This is a genomic window from Advenella sp. FME57 (assembly GCF_014897675.1).
Taxonomy (GTDB): Bacteria; Pseudomonadota; Gammaproteobacteria; order Burkholderiales; family Burkholderiaceae_B; genus Advenella.
The window spans coordinates 30,587-46,574 of record NZ_JABUXU010000005.1 but is presented as its reverse complement, the minus strand read 5'-3'; the positions used below and the strand labels follow the sequence as shown (position 1 = coordinate 46,574).

General features: G+C 55.7%; 16 protein-coding genes. 11 read left to right on the top strand and 5 right to left on the bottom strand.

All coding sequences use genetic code 11. From position 1 onward, the window contains the following. Nucleotides 1-127: 127 nt before the first annotated feature. Both INT32_RS07445 and INT32_RS07440 read left to right on the top strand, forming a co-directional pair. Entirely contained in the window at nt 128-451 is a 324-nt protein-coding gene (locus tag INT32_RS07445; protein ID WP_193088103.1) for an EthD family reductase, read from the top strand. A 192-nt stretch (nt 452-643) separates the two neighbouring features. After that, nucleotides 644-784 carry a hypothetical protein gene (locus tag INT32_RS07440; RefSeq protein ID WP_193088102.1) on the top strand — a complete coding sequence of 47 codons (141 nt, stop codon included), beginning with the start codon at nt 644-646 and terminating at the stop codon, nt 782-784. A gap of 213 nt (nt 785-997) precedes the next feature. On the opposite strand, the gene INT32_RS07435 is transcribed toward INT32_RS07440, so the two are convergent. Then, the gene (locus INT32_RS07435; RefSeq protein ID WP_193088101.1) at nt 998-1,636 is read right to left on the bottom strand and encodes an NAD(P)-dependent oxidoreductase; all 639 of its coding nucleotides are present in this window, start codon (nt 1,634-1,636) and stop codon (nt 998-1,000) included. Between the two features lie 138 nt (nt 1,637-1,774). Between INT32_RS07435 and INT32_RS07430 the strand changes: the two genes are divergently transcribed. From INT32_RS07430 to INT32_RS07420, 3 genes are all read left to right on the top strand, one after another. Continuing rightward, nucleotides 1,775-2,698: a LysR family transcriptional regulator gene (locus tag INT32_RS07430; RefSeq protein ID WP_226816695.1), complete on the top strand. Its 924-nt coding sequence runs from the start codon at nt 1,775-1,777 to the stop codon at nt 2,696-2,698. Nucleotides 2,699-3,121: 423 nt separating this feature from the next. Further along, nucleotides 3,122-4,819, top strand: coding sequence for an L-lactate permease (locus tag INT32_RS07425; protein ID WP_193088100.1), 1,698 nt, complete (start codon nt 3,122-3,124; stop codon nt 4,817-4,819). Between the two features lie 302 nt (nt 4,820-5,121). Then, entirely contained in the window at nt 5,122-5,931 is an 810-nt protein-coding gene (locus tag INT32_RS07420; RefSeq protein ID WP_193088099.1) for a substrate-binding domain-containing protein, read from the top strand. Between the two features lie 180 nt (nt 5,932-6,111). Here INT32_RS07420 and dmeF read toward each other — a convergent pair whose 3' ends face one another. Together dmeF and INT32_RS07410 are read right to left on the bottom strand one after the other, a co-directional pair. Then, entirely contained in the window at nt 6,112-7,104 is a 993-nt protein-coding gene (gene dmeF, locus INT32_RS07415; protein WP_193088273.1) for a CDF family Co(II)/Ni(II) efflux transporter DmeF, read from the bottom strand. Between the two features lie 12 nt (nt 7,105-7,116). Then, on the bottom strand, nt 7,117-7,392 hold the full coding sequence (locus INT32_RS07410) for a metal/formaldehyde-sensitive transcriptional repressor (protein WP_193088098.1): 276 nt from the start codon (nt 7,390-7,392) through the stop codon (nt 7,117-7,119). Between the two features lie 385 nt (nt 7,393-7,777). Here INT32_RS07410 and INT32_RS07405 point away from each other — a divergent pair, with 385 nt between their 5' ends. Genes INT32_RS07405 through INT32_RS07380 form a run of 6 tightly spaced genes read left to right on the top strand, consistent with a single transcriptional unit; the run spans nt 7,778 to nt 14,048 of the window. Beyond that, nucleotides 7,778-8,500, top strand: coding sequence for a GntR family transcriptional regulator (locus INT32_RS07405; protein WP_193088097.1), 723 nt, complete (start codon nt 7,778-7,780; stop codon nt 8,498-8,500). 41 nt (nt 8,501-8,541) lie between these two features. Next, entirely contained in the window at nt 8,542-9,327 is a 786-nt protein-coding gene (locus tag INT32_RS07400; protein WP_193088096.1) for an ABC transporter permease, read from the top strand. 2 nt (nt 9,328-9,329) lie between these two features. After that, entirely contained in the window at nt 9,330-10,148 is an 819-nt protein-coding gene (locus INT32_RS07395; protein ID WP_193088095.1) for an ABC transporter ATP-binding protein, read from the top strand. Between the two features lie 37 nt (nt 10,149-10,185). Further along, entirely contained in the window at nt 10,186-11,184 is a 999-nt protein-coding gene (locus INT32_RS07390; protein ID WP_193088094.1) for an ABC transporter substrate-binding protein, read from the top strand. Between the two features lie 5 nt (nt 11,185-11,189). Beyond that, a complete protein-coding gene (locus tag INT32_RS07385) occupies nt 11,190-12,815 on the top strand; it encodes a GMC family oxidoreductase (RefSeq protein WP_193088093.1) in 1,626 nt (541 codons plus the stop codon). 39 nt (nt 12,816-12,854) lie between these two features. Next, nucleotides 12,855-14,048: a mandelate racemase/muconate lactonizing enzyme family protein gene (locus INT32_RS07380; RefSeq protein ID WP_193088092.1), complete on the top strand. Its 1,194-nt coding sequence runs from the start codon at nt 12,855-12,857 to the stop codon at nt 14,046-14,048. A 23-nt stretch (nt 14,049-14,071) separates the two neighbouring features. Here INT32_RS07380 and INT32_RS07375 read toward each other — a convergent pair whose 3' ends face one another. Both INT32_RS07375 and INT32_RS07370 read right to left on the bottom strand, forming a co-directional pair. Further along, nucleotides 14,072-15,463, bottom strand: coding sequence for a beta-propeller fold lactonase family protein (locus tag INT32_RS07375; RefSeq protein ID WP_193088091.1), 1,392 nt, complete (start codon nt 15,461-15,463; stop codon nt 14,072-14,074). Between the two features lie 56 nt (nt 15,464-15,519). Then, nucleotides 15,520-15,981: a DUF305 domain-containing protein gene (locus tag INT32_RS07370; protein WP_193088090.1), complete on the bottom strand. Its 462-nt coding sequence runs from the start codon at nt 15,979-15,981 to the stop codon at nt 15,520-15,522. Nucleotides 15,982-15,988: the final 7 nt, after the last annotated feature.

Here is a 15,988-nt window from a genome sequence, read left to right as displayed (position 1 = left end):
GGCTGTTATCTTGATCGGCCTCAAATAACAAAACCGGCTGGGCATATACAATTGCTTGCCAGCCAACCTGGCGTAATGCGCTAAGATACACAAAAATAATTATTTCATCGACAAAGGAGACGCTGTAATGATTAAAGTCAGTGTGATGTACCCCAATACCCCAGGCGCGCGCTTTGACCACGATTACTATCGTGACAAGCATTTGCCTCTGCTCAAGGAGCGCATGGGCGAGCGTTGCCGATATTACACCATAGACCGGGGTATCGCCGGTGGCACGCCAGATGCCCCTCCTACCTATATCGGTATGTGTCATATTTTCTGCGACAGCGCCGAAGACTTCCAGGCAGGATTCGGGCCGCACGCCGATGAAATTCTGGGCGACATTCCAAACTACACGGATCTGAGCCCGATACTGCAGCTCAGCGAAGTGGTCACCGATACACGCACCTAGCGACGTTGTCGCCGCGTTCTTAGCAGTTTCAAACGCGATCAGCGGCTGGTCCGGACACCGGTGCATCGGACCGTCGATAATCTCAATCGCGCTTGTGATATCTCCCAGCAATAAAGGCACGCCGGACGATCATCAACGAAAAGTGATCGGATGGTAATCTTCTGTTCATGCACGACAGCGGTGGTGTCTCTTATGATTGACCTGATCTGTACCCAAGGCGCGATCTTCCTGCGTATGCCGGTCAAATATCGGCGCAGCATGAACCTGGCACCAACTGCGTTGCAGATCACGTTTGCCCCGGTCCCGATCGCACCGCCCAGCGATATCAGTTAACGGAACCGGGAAGGACAGTGTGTAAGTCAGCGAGTGGCACGTTAAATAAAACCCTGACAGGCGGCACAATGATATTCCCGGGCACGGGTAACCTTCCATTGGGGCCGCCATCTCTCTGGCCTATAGGCACACTAGTGCACAATAGGCATGCCCGCCGCAGCAACCCTCAACAGTTCGTTCGCCAGGGCTGTTGCAGTTACACCAAAAACCGTATCAGTAACCGACCGTGAATCGCGCCCGTACGTGCCGGGGCGTTTCCAGTTCATCGATCATGGCCAGCGCAAAATCCTGAGTAGAAATGCGACTCTGGCCGCCGGCATCCACAATCAGTTCATCATCGGCCTGCCTGAACGAGCCGGTACGCTCGCCAGGTTCAATGATTGCCGACGGGCTCAACATAGTCCAGTCCAGATCACTGTCTTTACGCAGTTGCGTCAGAATATCCCTGGCGCCCTGAGCGGTGGCTTTCCACTGTTGAGGGAAATCGGGCGTATCGATAACCAGCACGCCCGGCTGGGCGTACAGGCTACCTGCGCCGCCCACAATAAGCAGACGCTTGATCACCGCCTGTTTTGTCGCCGCGATAATGGAATCCACACCTTTCATGTAGTATCCATAAACGTCCTGCTGGGCATGCCCACTGAATGCACTAATCACTGCATCATGACCCGTCAGTTGCGTCGCCAGTTTTACGCCATCCAGCACATCGGTCTGCTCAATCGTCAGATTGTCCTGCGGCTGCAGTTTTTCGGGGTGCGCCACCAGGGCTGTTACCTTGTGCCCGCGCGCCAAGGCCTCTGTCAGCAAGGCGCTACCGATAAAACCGGTCGCGCCGATAAGTGCGATTTTCATATTGAATTCCTAAAATGTAATTTGGCCTATGTCTGGAAACCTGCGTATCCAAACGGCCAGAATACACATCATCACAGAAGCCATTGATTCAATAAACAGGAAAAACTATAATTCATTGTTTCTATATTAGTAACAATAATGATTATGAGCACTGCTGCCGGCATTGATTTGAACGCGCTCGCTATTTTCTGCATGGTGGCCCGCTTGCGCGGGTTCACGGCGGCAGCAATGCAACTGGGCATGACCAAAGCCAAAGTCAGCATTCAGATAAGCCGCCTTGAAAAGCATCTGGGGGTTCCACTGTTTACACGAACCACACGCCAGGTCAATCTGACCGATGCCGGCAGACGACTGTTCGAGCAATGTGAACCCATGCTGGGCCTGTTACAGGAAACCCTGGACCAATTGGGGGAAGACAGCACAACCCTGTCCGGCACCTTGCGACTGAGCTCAACGGTTGATCACTCCATCCTGTCGCTGGCCGGCGCCGTGGCGATCTTCGCCGGGCGCCATCCTGATCTGCACATCGACCTGCGGTCAAGTGACCGTGTCCAGGACCTGGTCAGCGAAGGTATTGATGCCTCGATTCGGGTCGGCTGGTTGCGTGACTCGTCCATGCGCGCAATCAAGCTGGGCGGCATGCGCCAGTTCGTCGTTTGTTCCCCCACCTATTTGCGCGCTGCAAAACCCATCCTGACTCCCGCCGATCTCGCAGACCATCCCTGGATTTGCCTGTCCTTGCTGCCTGCTCCGCTCACATGGACGTTCGAGCATACCAATAACGCGAGCGAAACCATACACCTCAGATCCCGCATCCGCGTCGATTCACCCGGCGCACTGCGTGCCATGCTGCGCCAAGGTTACGGTATTTCAATACTGGACGAGCATAGCGTAACCGAAGACATCGCGGCAGGCAGGCTTGAACCTGTGCTGCAACAATGGGCGTTACCGCAGGTCGGCATCTACGCGGTCTACCCACCAGGCCGTCGGGTCTCTTATCGCGCACAGCAGTTCATTGACTTCTATCGCGGCTATCTGAATGAGCTGGGGACAATAAAGTGAGTAATGCGAACAGGTGTTGAATTTTTCATGGCCGCTCCCGTTGTCGGTCACAAACACCTGCGCAATGCGCCCTGCACTCCTGTCGGAAATCTCGTTTGCTCTGCTGATCTCGGTTATGCCCGCATAACGCATACCACATGGCGCATGGCGCATGGCCAACCAACAAAGGCTCAGACTGTCCGTCGCCAGGCCGGTACAGGCTCGCAACGCAATGTCAGCGTTGTGCCATGTGCAGCACTTATTCATTAAATATTCAGGTTAATATGGCAATTCATTTTCTCTATGTACCTTTTTGTCGGAGCATGGTCGAGACAGCCATGCTCGCAGATACCACACACTGTTGCTGGTGTCTGACGTGACCAAAACGCGCTCAAAGGTGCATCCGTCGGAAAAAATGATTTGTAGAACAAAAGGAGCAATAATATGAGCAACACCGCGCTTGCGCTACTTGCATTTCTGCCGCTGATTCTGGCCGGAGTGCTATTGATCGGATTTAGAATGACCGCCAAAGTGGTCATGCCCATTGTATTCATTGTCACGACCGTGATCGCCCTTACTGCATGGCAGATGAGCGTCAACCGCGTGGTCGCTTCAGCCCTGCAGGGCCTGATTCTGACCGCCTCCATTCTATGGATTATCTTCGGCGCAATTTTGCTGCTCAACACCCTGAAGCACTCGGGCGGTATAACGGCGATTCGCAAAGGGTTCTCGGACATCAGTCCCGACCGGCGCGTGCAAGCGCTTATTGTGGCCTGGCTGTTCGGCTGCTTTATTGAAGGTGCGTCGGGCTTTGGTACACCGGCCGCAGTGGCGGCGCCCCTGATGGTGGTTCTTGGTTTTCCTGCCCTGGCTGCCGTGGTTGTGGGCATGATGATACAGTCAACCCCGGTCTCCTTTGGCGCTGTTGGCACCCCCATTGTGGTGGGCGTCTCCGGCGGCGTCAACAAGGCGGGCATTACCGAACAGTTGATCGCGCAAGGCTCCTCATGGGAAGAGTATTTCCGCCTGATCACCTCCGAAGTCGCGCTAACGCACGGCGTTGTGGGCGTATTGATGCCACTGATCATGGTCATGATTATGGTCAGGGCTTTTGGTGCAAATCGCTCGTGGAAGGAAGGGCTTGCTATCGCGCCATTCGCCCTGTTCGTGGGCGTCTGCTTTGTGATTCCCTATATGCTGGCCGGCGTGTTCCTCGGGCCTGAGTTTCCGTCGATGATCGGCGCCCTGGTCGGACTGGCGATCGTCATTCCTGCGGCAAAGCGCGGCTTTCTGATTCCTCGCGAGACATGGGACTTCCCTGAGGCAAGCCGATGGCCAAAGACCTGGATTGGTGACATCGATGTGAAACCGGTAGAAACCGCGGGAAAAACGCCCATTTCCACCTTCAACGGCTGGCTGCCCTATGTTCTGCTGGCCGTCTTTCTGGTCATCTCCCGTACGGTTGAACCCATCAAGCAGGCGCTCAATACCGTGAGTTTCGGATGGAGCAATATCATGGGCGAAGACAAGGTTTCAGGTACGCTGGAGCCCTTGTATCTACCCGGCGGGATCCTGATTTTCGTTGTGCTCATTACGATTTTCCTGCATCGCATGAGTGGCAATGAGGTCAAGCAAGCCGTTGGCGAATCATGCCGCACCATTCTGGGTGCCGGTTTCGTCCTGGTTTTCACCATTCCAATGGTGCGGATTTTGATCAATTCAGGTGTAAATGCTGCAGATCTGGTATCCATGCCGGTTGCCATGGCTCAGTTTGTCGCCAACGGAGTAGGCAGCGTTTATCCCTTCTTCGCTCCGGCCATGGGCGGACTAGGCGCATTCATCACTGGTTCTAATACGGCCTCCAATTTGATGCTTGCCGACTTTCAGTTTAATGTCGCTCAGCAACTAGGCATCTCCACTGCCATGATGATAGCAGTACAGGCTGTGGGGGCTGCCGCGGGCAACATGGTTGCTATTCACAATGTCGTTGCTGCATCAGCAACAGTGGGCCTGTTGGGTCGGGAAGGGGACACGCTTCGCAAAACCATCCAGCCAACGCTGTACTATCTGATCTTTACCGGCGTTATTGCCATGCTGGCTTTTTATGTCTTTGGCGTAACCGATCCGCTGCTCGGGAAATAGTATAACCAGCCCGTCAACCATTTGGCCGCCCGTATCTAAACAGACCGGGTGGCCAAATCATTCATACTTCTGCCTGCGCGCGAACGTTTGATCTGGCTAAGCAAGGGATGGGGGTCGCCGGGCAAGGCCATCGCCATGATCCCCGGGTAGATTCGGGTGGCTGGTCGGTATACGGCACCAATACAAAAAACAGATTCATCCACCCGTGGTTGCCACTGCAATTGAACTCAGTGCGCGCTCTGCCAAGTACCGGCAGAACACAATCATTTAATACCAGAGACCATTCCCAAGGAGAAAACTACATGTTCGTCAAATCCCCCCGTCGCCGCGCGATGCTGGTCACACTTGCACTATCCACCGCACTGGCCGCTTGCGGCCATATGCCGGAACAGTCCCCAAAAAATACGATAACGGTTATCTCTTCGGGCGGCTTTGCTTCGTCGGTCGAAGCGCTTGCCCCGCAATTTGAAAAGCAGTCCGGCTATCACGTTGAAATTGTCCATGGATCATCCATGGGCGGCGCGCCAGATTCCATTCCAGCCCGACTGGATCGACAGGAACCCGCCGACATGGTTATCCTGGCCCGCAAATCACTGGATCAGCTCGTCAATAAAGGTCAGGCCGTCAAGGGCAGCCAGGTGGACCTGGTTCGTTCACTCATCGGCATCTCGGTCCAGAAAGGCGCCCCCAAACCAGATATCAGCAACGCCGAGGCGGTAAAACGCGCCCTGCTGGCTGCGCCTTCCATCGCCTATTCGGCCAGCGCCAGCGGCACCTATTATGAAAAAGAACTGATCAAGAAGCTGGGTATTGAAGCCCAGGTCAAGTCCAAGAGCAAGCGTATTGTTTCCGAGCGCGTAGGTGCAGTGGTGGCCCGCGGTGATGCGGCTCTAGGCTTGCAACAGGTCAGTGAACTGTTGCCGATCAAAGGGGCCGATTACGTGGGCGTGTTGCCACCCGCCTTGCAAAAAGCGACTATCTTTTCGGCCGGGGTGACCACGCATGCGCGCAATCAGCAGGGCGCCAACGATCTGATCAAATTTCTGACTTCTCCCGCCGCTGTCCAAACGATACGGCAAAACGGGCTGGAACCGGCCTTCCCGACACAATAAACGGGTACCGCTCGTGGGTTCGTCGGCTTCTGGCCAGGCGATCCACGAGTAGTTGGGTAACAAAAGCGTAAGCGGCAGTGGGTCATGCGACAGATCCGCTGCACATGCCTATCCCGGCCCGGCCTGCTGCGCGGATCCGTCACGCCCTTGCAGGCAGCCAGCCGACCCGGATCGTACACCCTAGGTACGTGGCATCACTGCCAAGGTTGAGGGCTCATTGGCCGGCGCGGGCGCCGCCTGGCATTCAATTGTCAAATGTGATATTTCATGGACTGGCCATAACTGCTCGCGTATCTGTTGAGCCGTCAGCCCGCTGCCTGCCACGCTGACAATGGCCGCACGCGCCTGTGGCCCGACCTGCCAAACGTGCAGGTCTGTGATTTTCATATCGGGCACCGGCGCCAGAATTTCGCGAATTTCCTGTGCAACGTGCTCGTCTGTCACGTCCAGCAACACAGCTGCGCTGGCTTTCATCAAGCTATAGGCCCATCTGCCGATAACTATTGCGCCGACCACGCCCATGACCGGATCCAGCCAAATCCAGCCAAAATAACGGCCTGCCAGCAGGGCCACAATGGCCAGGACCGAGGTCAGGGCATCGGCCAGCACATGAATGTACGCCGCCCGCATATTATTGTCGCCGCCGGGTGCATATCCGTGCGCATGGTCGTGTTCAGCAGCATGGCCATGATGTTGGTGACTGTGATGATCGTGTCCGTGATGATGGCCGCCCGACAACATGAGCGCGCTCACAATATTGACAAGCAAGCCGACCGTCGCGACAATGGCCGCCTCCCCGAACGCAACGCTGGTCGGACTCAACAATCTGGCGACCGACTCCACGGCAATGCCAAGGGCCACCATGGCAAGAATGAGCGCCGATGCAAACCCGGCCAGATCTCCCACCTTGCCGGTTCCAAAGCTGAACCGCTGGTTGTTCACATTGCGCCGTGCAAACGCATATGCGCCTGCCGCGATGCCCAGGGCGCCCGCATGCGTGGCCATATGAAAGCCATCAGCCAGCAGGGCCATGGAACCGGTCACATAGCCGGCGGCAATTTCCACGACCATCATGACAAAAGTCAGGGTGACCACCCACAGGGTCCGCCTGGCATTTTCATCATGGGACGCGGCCAGAAACGCATGGCTGTGGGGACTGTGTTCCGAATACATCATTTATTCCTTTTATTTCGAATACTGGCGAATCGCTTTGAGCAATTCGTTCACCCCCGCCTGGCGTTGCTCATCGCTGAGCGCCGGATCGGCAACATGAAATTGCGCATGCGCTTCAATAATCTGCTCAAGCAATCCGTTCAATGCCCCGCGCGTTGCCGCCACAAGATGCAGCGTCTTGCCACAATCGGCCTTTGCCTGCAGCGCGCGCTCGATGGCCTGGACCTGTCCGGCAATTCTGCGAACCCGATTGAGCAACTCGTCGTTATCGGCATGCAAATGAGACATACCCTACCCCCCTATACTATATTGACCATTATCATAAGCCAACCCGCCCATTTGCGCAATCGACATCAGGGTGCCGTGTATATTCTGGCGCCACACGGGTCTGGCCAGAAGCGGCCGGTCCTTTGCCCGGCGCGCCGCAACTCTGCGCGTTTTCGCTGGCCCGGGCAGCCACGCATATGAGCGTTCCCGATCAGGAGATGACCGTCATATTTGAATATTGGCGTGATTAATGACGTGGTCAATGCCGTCGCAATGCCCGCAACACAAGAGCTGCAAACGCCACGCTTTAGTCATAGTTACGGGCTAACCCCTACTTGTTTATTTCAATTGTGCTTATTAATATGATGATATGCACAATGAAATAAAACCTCGCTACGAAAGCCGCATGCCACTGTATCTGCAAGTGGCCAAGCTCATGCGCCAGAAGATCGAGAGCCAGCAATGGCGTTTCGGGGAGCAGATTCCTACCCTGGACAATCTGGTGGCGCAGTTCGAGGTATCGCGAATTACCTTGCGTGCTGCACTCAATCTGCTGGAAGACAATGGCATTATCCGGCGCACCCGTGGGGTCGGCACGTTTGTTGCCAAAGACCTATCCGAACAGCGCTGGTTCAGGCTGGCCAACAGTTTTGGCGAACTGGTCCAGGCTGTATCGACGCTGAAAATCCGCATGCTGCCAATAGAGCCAGGTGAGCGCGCGCCCGATCCGGCTTTCGGCTTTGATGGCAACAGTGCGGCCTATCAGCGATTGCGTCGGGTGCATTACCGCGAAAACACACCTTATTGCCTTATTGATATCTATCTGGACAAGACGATTTTCGATAGTGATCCGGAAGGCTTTCGCACTGCACCGGTTGTACCGCAGCTGGCTCAGCGGCCAGATATCAGCATTCACCAGGCCCGGCAGATTATGCGTATCACCGTATCCGATAAAGAGACGGCGTCGCATTTGAACATTGGCGTGGGGGACCCGATTGCCGATGTCTGCCGCGTATTCAAGGATCCGTCGGACACAATCCTGTATTACGCGCATATTCAGTATCCCGCGCAGCTGATTCAGATTGACACCGATCTGCTGCAAAACGATATCGCCCATAACCAGTATTGAGGTCACTGAACGCTGCACCCAAAAAACATATGGAGACAAGGATGGCAAAAGCCACAAGAAGCAGCAACCGGTTGGGCAATCTGGCCTGGTCCGTTTTTCCGTTTATCTGCCTGATCGCAGTCTGGATGCTTGTACACGCGTCGGGCTGGATCAGCCCGGCATTGCTGCCGTCGCCACTGGAAGTGCTGCAGACGTTCTGGACGCATCTGACCCAGGGTGGGCTGCTGGTGAATATGGCCATGTCTATCCAGCGCGTGGTGGGCGGGCTGCTGCTGGGTATGTTGCTGGCGGTGCCTATCGGCTTTCTGATCGGCTGGTACAAGCCCATACGGCGTTTTGTCGACCCACTGGTCAATTTCTTTCGCGCCCTGCCGCCCATCGCGCTTATTCCACTTGTGATTGTGTACTTCGGCATTGGCGAAATGGCCAAAATTGCCATTCTTTTTTATGCCTCCTTTTTTGCGGCCGTCATTGTGATGTATGAAGGCATGAATCAGATCAGCCCTGTGTATATCCGCGTGGCCAAAACGCTGGGTGCCACGGATATGGAAATATTCCTCAAAGTCATGGTGCCCATGACCGTGCCCCACATGCTGACTGCGCTCAGGGTAGCGCTGGGCGTGGCATGGGCAACACTGGTCGCGGCTGAACTGGTGGCGGCCCAGGAAGGCCTGGGTGCGATGATACAAAACGCCTCGGCATTCTTTGATCTGCGCGCCATTTATGTGGGGATCATTTGCATTGGCGCCATTGCGCTTTTGATGGATGTGGCCATTCGCAAATTATCGAACCGATTGATCAGTTGGCAGGACAGGGCCGGGGAGTAGACATGCAGACAAACAAAGAACGGATCGTTTTCGACAATGTTTCCATGCAGTTTGATACACCGGGCGGTGTACTGCAAGTTGTCCGGGATATGTCCTTTAGCGTCAACCAGGGCGATTTCATTTCACTTGTGGGGCCATCCGGTTGTGGCAAGACCACCCTTATGAATATGGCCGCAGGATTTGTCAAACCCACCCGCGGCGCGGTCATGCTCGATGGCAAGCCGATTGAACAACCAGGCCCGGATCGGGGCGTCATGTTTCAGGAGTATGGCGTTTTCCCCTGGCTGACAGTCGAGCAGAATATTGCATTTGGCTTAAACCTGAAAGTAAGCAAGCACCTGAATGCCGCAGACAAGAACGAGATTGTTGATCGTTATCTGAGCCTGATGGGGCTGGCTGATTTTCGCAAGGCGTTTCCGAAAACACTGTCGGGCGGCATGAAGCAGCGCCTGGCGCTTGCACGTACCTATGCGGTGCGCCCCGAATTTGTCCTGATGGACGAACCGTTTGGAGCGCTGGATGCGCAGACCCGCAGCGCAATGCACGATCTGCTGCTGGATGTGCTGTACGCAGAAGGCAAAACGGTCATGCTGATTACACACTTGGTGGAAGAAGCTCTGTATCTTTCCAATAAGGTGCTGATTATTTCTGCACGCCCCTCGCGCATTCGGGAGGTGATCGACATCCCCTTTGCCTATCCTCGCCATCGATCGCTGCAGGAAACACCGGAATTTATTGCGCTGCGCGCCCGTATCCACAATAGCGTGATGCAGGAATACGCCGCACAGGAAGCATTGGCAAAGGAAAAACGCGTCGCCTAGGCGCACTGGCTGTCCAATACCAAAGGAGGTAGTTGCTATGAAACGTAGAACTTTTATCAAGATGGCGGCCGGCACGGCAGCCGTTGGGTTACATGCGTCACCCGTTTTCGCTCAAAGCAGTACTAAAGTCAAGGTCGGCTATCTGCATACCCTGGCCGTAGATGGCCAGATCTGGCTGGCCGAGGACATGGGTATCTGGAAGAAGAACGGGCTGCAGATGGAGTTCATTCAATTTCAGACCGGCCTGGAGCTGTTTCAGGCCATGAGCGGCGGCAGTATCGACGTACTGAGCACCGGCGCCGTCATGTCCAATTTCCCTGCTCGCGGACAAGGCAAAGTTTTTCTGATGAACGACGTGGAGTTTGCCACGGCGCAGTTGTGGGTGCATCCGGATATGGGGGTAAACTCGATCGCTGATCTCAAAGGCAAGCAGATATCCACCACCACAGGCACGACCGCGCATGTGTTCCTGGACAATGCCCTGCGCAAAAACGGACTGGATCCAAAGAAGGATGTGAAAATCATCAACCAGCGCATGCAGGATGCGGTGACTGCCTTTATTTCCAAAGCGGTGCCAGCCATTGCCTTATGGGTTCCGTTCAACATTCCCATTCGCAACAAAGTGCCTGGCGCAAAAATGCTGGTAGATGCCTCCAAGTTTTACCCTGAAGCGGCCATCATGGGCGGTTGGGCGGCGCGCAACGATTATTATGACAAGAACAAGGACGTACTGGAAAAGATTATCCGCGGCTGGGCCGAGGCCAATGACTATCTGATTGCCAATACCGACAAGGCGCTGGCGGCAATTCAGGCAAAACATTATCCCCAGGTGCCGTTGGCAGACATCAAGGAACAGTATGCGGCCCAGAAGATGTTTACTTCCGCGGAATGGGCCAAGTTGTATGCTGACGGTTCCGTCACCAAATGGCTGCAGCGCGTCAGCGATTTCTTCATTGATTTTGCCAGCATTCCGAACGCCACACCGGCTGCCCAATACTTTGATCCCAAGCTTTATCTGAACGTTATCAAATCATGAGTCAAATGAGTGAACAACGGCCGATACAACATTCCGGCGCCTACGATTATATTGTCGTAGGCGCAGGTTCGGCCGGCTGCGTCCTGGCCAATCGCCTGTCAGCCAACCCTGCCGTTCGTGTGCTGTTGCTCGAAGCGGGTAAACCAAATAAAAACTTCTGGCTTCACCTGCCGGTCGGCTATTTCAAAACCATTTACGATACCCGTTTTTCCCGCCTTTTCGACACTGAGCCGTGTGAAGGCACGGCAGGCAGAAGTATTATCTGGCCGCGCGGCCGGGTGCTGGGCGGGTCCAGTTCCATCAATGGCCTGCTGTATATTCGAGGCCAGCATCAGGACTACGACGACTGGGCCGCCAAGGGCGCCACCGGCTGGGATTATCAGTCGGTATTGCCTTTCTTCAAACGCTCCGAAGGCTACGAACATGGCGAAAGCCAATATCACGGTGGCGATGGCGAACTGGGCGTATCCGATCTGAAGAACGACCATCCTTACTGTCAGGCGTGGCTGGACGCCGGGCAGCAGTTCGGGCTGCCCTTAAACCCAGATTTCAATGGCGCCACCGAATTCGGCGTAGGCGCCTATCAGCTGAGCATGAAAAACGGCTGGCGCTCCAGCGCGGCCACCGCGTTTCTGCGTCCGGTTCAGGCCCGTGCCAACCTCACTGTGCTGACCGACGCGCACCTGACCCGTGTTCTGTTCAACGGTACTACAGCCACTGGGGTGCAGTGGCTGCAACATGGCGCCGTCTATCAGGCACAGGCGGATGCCGAAGTGATTCTGTCGGCCGGCGCCGTGCAGTCTCCGCAAATATTGCAGTTGTCGGGCGTAGGTCCGAAAGCGCTGCTGGAAAAGCATGGCATCCCGGTAGTCTTCGATGCGCCTGAAGTGGGAGAAAATCTGAAAGACCACTACCAGGCGCGCACGATTGTTCGTCTGAAAAAGAAAATGTCGCTCAATAATGACGTGCGCAATCCGCTGAAACTGGCTGCCATGGGCCTGCAATGGGCGTTCAGGCACGCGGGCCCGCTTACCGTGGGCGCGGGACAGGTCGGCGGATTCGCAAAAACACAATACGCGACCGACGATCGCTCAGATATGCAATTTAACGTGATGCCCTTATCGGTAGACAAACCCGGCACCCCGTTGCACGCCTACCCCGGCTTTACCGCCTCGGCCTCGCAGTGCCGACCGGTATCACGAGGCAGGCTGCAGATCCGCAGCGCCGATCCATTGGCCCCGCCCGGTATTGAAACCCGTTATCTGAGCGAAGAGATCGATCGCCAGACGCTGGCCGCCGGGCTGGAAATGTTGCGAGACATCTATAACCAGCCGGCTTTCCGCGATCTGATCGACACCGAAGTGCTACCCGGTAGCGATCGCCAATCGCGTGAAGGCATGATTGCATTCGCACGTGAATGCGGTGGCACGGTTTTTCATGCCGTTGGCTCCTGCCGCATGGGCTCGGACACACTTGCAGTGGTCGACCCCATGCTCAGGGTCCAGGGTGTACAACGTCTGCGGGTAATCGATGCGTCTGTCATGCCCGACATAGTCTCGGCCAATACCAACGCCGCCTCGATCATGATCGGCGAAAAAGGCGCGGATCTGATCCTGAACGCAAAACGCTAGCGCGCCGGCAAAAATCTCAATTGCAATACAAGGATAATCATGCAGGACACCGATAGCCAAAGCACTGGTTACAGCACGCTGGGCAACCGCAAGGATGCCGCTCTGCAATTGCAGCCGATCAAGCTGGCACACGTGGATGCGCTGGTTTTTCGCGCCCCCGTCAGTGAGCCGGTGCAGACCTCTTTTGGCATTATGTACGATCGGCCGGCAGTGCTGGTGCGAATGCAAAGCCACGATGGCCTGGTTGGCTGGGGCGAAATATGGTGCAATTTTCCCAGTGTCGGCGCCGAACATCGCGCCCGTATTCTGCAGTCATGTATTGCACCGATATTGCTTGAGCGCACCTGGGACAACCCCAGGCAGGCATTTCAGACCTTGCACCAGCGCCTGCATGTGCTGGGCATACAGAGCGGCGAGCCAGGCACGCTGGCGCAGGCCATCGCCGGCGCCGACATCGCCCTGTGGGACCTGGCGGCAAGGCAGGTGGGCAAACCGTTGTGGCAGCTATTGGGCGGCACATCAGAGATTGCCGTTTACGCTTCCGGCATCAGCCCCAGCGATCCTGAAAAACTGGCCCAGGCCAAGCAGCAGGAAGGCTATCGCGCCTTCAAACTAAAAGTGGGATTCGGTCGCGATCGCGATATCGGCAACCTGCGCAGCCTGCGCGAGCTGCTGGGACCGGACACGCCTTTGATGGTAGATGCGAACCAGGCCTGGTCTGCGGACGAGGCGCAGCACATGGCCAGGCTTCTTGCACCCTTTGCGCCCGACTGGCTGGAAGAGCCGATGACGGCCGATTCATCGCTGGGCGCCTGGCAGCAACTGGCTGCAGCCAGCGACATTGCCCTTGCCGGCGGCGAGAATATCCGGGGAGAGGCCAATTTCCGCGACATCGTTGATTCCGGCGCTTTCGGCGTGATCCAGCCCGATCTGGGCAAATGGGGCGGCTTCAGTGGCTGCGTACCGGTTGGCCATTATGCCGTCGCCCACCAGCGTCTGTTCTGCCCACACTGGCTGGGCGGCGGCATCGGCCTGGTGGCCTCCATGCATCTGAAAGCCGGTGTCGGCGGACCGGGCTATGTCGAAGTGGATTCCAATCCGAATCCGCTGCGGGACCTGATCGCCGGGCCTTATCTCAAGCCGAATGAAGGCCGGATATCGCTTTCCGATGAACCCGGAATTGGTATCACACCCGACATGGACCAGCTACGACAATTCCAGTTGAAATATTAAGCCGACAGCTGGCAGAATGTCCATCAAAGATTGATCAGCGCTGCTGCCTTGGCATCTACCGGCGCATCTCCCTGCATGACGATAATGCTGTTGGTCGCAGAAGCGTCAGTTGAACCGGCTTTGGCCGGCGTTCTCAACGGTGCGATCATCGTGCCATTGGCATTGCCTTTCTGATCGGTCTGAAAACTGGCTGCCGGCATCTCTTTGCCATTCAGATAGACGCTATACACGGTCTTGGGCTTCAAACGAAACAGATTAACTTCCAGCGCATCAACCAGCCCAAGGTTGCGCAACACGACAAAACCACGTGCGTCCTCTTTGACCGGCTTCAGGGACAGATTGGCCGGATCACTGTTTACCCGTGGCACCAGATTGTCTTTGCCTTCACCTTGCGCGATGACATTTGAAACATATGCCAACGCCTGTGGCGCCTGGCCAACCGGGATACGCGCCACCACTTTACCGACCACTGGATCAATCACGTCCACGGCATCGCCATTTTCCAGACCGACATAAAGGCGACTGCCATCGTCCGAGCGCCATATGCCATGCGGCAGTGCCCCGGTAGGAATGGTCGACACCAGTTTTGCTTCTTTATCTGTCGTATACACCTTCACCGCATTTTCACCACCCACGGTGACATAGGCAAGGGTCTTCCCGTTCACTTCGGCAAAAGCCAGATGATTGGTGATGAAACCGATATCCGTCACACCGGTCACCTCCAGCGTTTTGGTATCAATACGCGTGACCTTGCCTACATCCTTGTGCGTCATCCAGATCTCCCGGAAATCGGGCGTGAACTGCACGAAAGGCGAAAACGGGCTGACCACGTCGATTTTCTTGACAATTTTGTGGGTCTTCACATCAACCACGGACACTTTTGCCGTGAAGCTGGACACCACAAAGGCAAGTTTGCCATCGGGGGCAAACATAACCATGCCCGGTCCCGGGTCGGTCTGGATACGCCGTTTTTCCTTATAGGTTTTAGGATCGATCACCGAGACGTAGTCTTCGCCACGCACCACCACCCACACTTCGCTGCCATCAGCAGTGAAAAAACCTTCGTGCGGCGAGCGGCCCACATAGGTTGTGCCCTTCACGGCGTTGGTCGCCGTATCGATAAAGGTAACGGAATTGGAACCATTAGATACCACAACCAGTGTCTTGTGATCCGGCGAGAAGCCCATGCCATGCACGTTGATCTGCCCCTTGTACAAGGGGGAAAGCAGGTCTGGGCGCGGATTGCCCAGCTTGATCTGGCCAAGCAGGGTATTGGTGGCCGGATCGATCACCGATACGGTATTGCTGTTCTGATCCGCGGTGTATACGCGATCATGCGATGAAGGCAATGCGGCAACGGTACTGCCATAAAAAACGGTGGCCGTCAGCGCAGCAAGTGCAGAGTAGTTTTTCATACTGAATTCGCTTATAAAGTTCGTTGAAAATGTGATAACGGAATGCGCTGCTCGCATCATTCAGAAGTGTTAGCGGCATGTTTCTGCAGAAAAGTCTGCATCACATTGATCTCGTTTTGCTGTTCGGCAATAATGCCCAGCGCCAGATTCCGAAGGCCGGTATCCTTGGAATACAACAACACGGCTTTGGCCATATCCACTGCACCCTGATGATGGGGTATCATCATCGTGACAAAGTCGTGCTCGGCATTGCCGTTCATGGGGGCCTGCAGCATTCCATAATCCATCACCGCCATGGCATCGTTCATTAAAGCGTCAAAGGATTTGGCGGTGCTCGCGACAAAAGCAGGTGGTTTGGCATTGGTCTTTGTTGAACTGGTTTCGGACGAGGCAGATCCATGGTGGGCATGCCCGGCGTGCGCATGGGCAAAGGCGCCCGACAAGCCCAGGCACAGACTTAGGGCGGCAGCGACAGTGCGTGCTCTGGCAGGCAACGCATTAAACTGAATAGGCGACATATCACAG

What these genes read in the sequence shown, in the direction of transcription:
- INT32_RS07445 (WP_193088103.1), top strand. Translation starts at nt 128, where the DNA reads ATGATTAAAGTCAGTGTGATGTACCCCAATACCCCAGGCGCGCGCTTT.
- INT32_RS07440 (WP_193088102.1), top strand. Translation starts at nt 644, where the DNA reads ATGATTGACCTGATCTGTACCCAAGGCGCGATCTTCCTGCGTATGCCG.
- INT32_RS07435 (WP_193088101.1), bottom strand. Translation starts at nt 1,636, where the DNA reads ATGAAAATCGCACTTATCGGCGCGACCGGTTTTATCGGTAGCGCCTTG.
- INT32_RS07430 (WP_226816695.1), top strand. Translation starts at nt 1,775, where the DNA reads ATGATTATGAGCACTGCTGCCGGCATTGATTTGAACGCGCTCGCTATT.
- INT32_RS07425 (WP_193088100.1), top strand. Translation starts at nt 3,122, where the DNA reads ATGAGCAACACCGCGCTTGCGCTACTTGCATTTCTGCCGCTGATTCTG.
- INT32_RS07420 (WP_193088099.1), top strand. Translation starts at nt 5,122, where the DNA reads ATGTTCGTCAAATCCCCCCGTCGCCGCGCGATGCTGGTCACACTTGCA.
- dmeF (WP_193088273.1), bottom strand. Translation starts at nt 7,104, where the DNA reads ATGTATTCGGAACACAGTCCCCACAGCCATGCGTTTCTGGCCGCGTCC.
- INT32_RS07410 (WP_193088098.1), bottom strand. Translation starts at nt 7,392, where the DNA reads ATGTCTCATTTGCATGCCGATAACGACGAGTTGCTCAATCGGGTTCGC.
- INT32_RS07405 (WP_193088097.1), top strand. Translation starts at nt 7,778, where the DNA reads ATGCCACTGTATCTGCAAGTGGCCAAGCTCATGCGCCAGAAGATCGAG.
- INT32_RS07400 (WP_193088096.1), top strand. Translation starts at nt 8,542, where the DNA reads ATGGCAAAAGCCACAAGAAGCAGCAACCGGTTGGGCAATCTGGCCTGG.
- INT32_RS07395 (WP_193088095.1), top strand. Translation starts at nt 9,330, where the DNA reads ATGCAGACAAACAAAGAACGGATCGTTTTCGACAATGTTTCCATGCAG.
- INT32_RS07390 (WP_193088094.1), top strand. Translation starts at nt 10,186, where the DNA reads ATGAAACGTAGAACTTTTATCAAGATGGCGGCCGGCACGGCAGCCGTT.
- INT32_RS07385 (WP_193088093.1), top strand. Translation starts at nt 11,190, where the DNA reads ATGAGTGAACAACGGCCGATACAACATTCCGGCGCCTACGATTATATT.
- INT32_RS07380 (WP_193088092.1), top strand. Translation starts at nt 12,855, where the DNA reads ATGCAGGACACCGATAGCCAAAGCACTGGTTACAGCACGCTGGGCAAC.
- INT32_RS07375 (WP_193088091.1), bottom strand. Translation starts at nt 15,463, where the DNA reads ATGAAAAACTACTCTGCACTTGCTGCGCTGACGGCCACCGTTTTTTAT.
- INT32_RS07370 (WP_193088090.1), bottom strand. Translation starts at nt 15,981, where the DNA reads ATGTCGCCTATTCAGTTTAATGCGTTGCCTGCCAGAGCACGCACTGTC.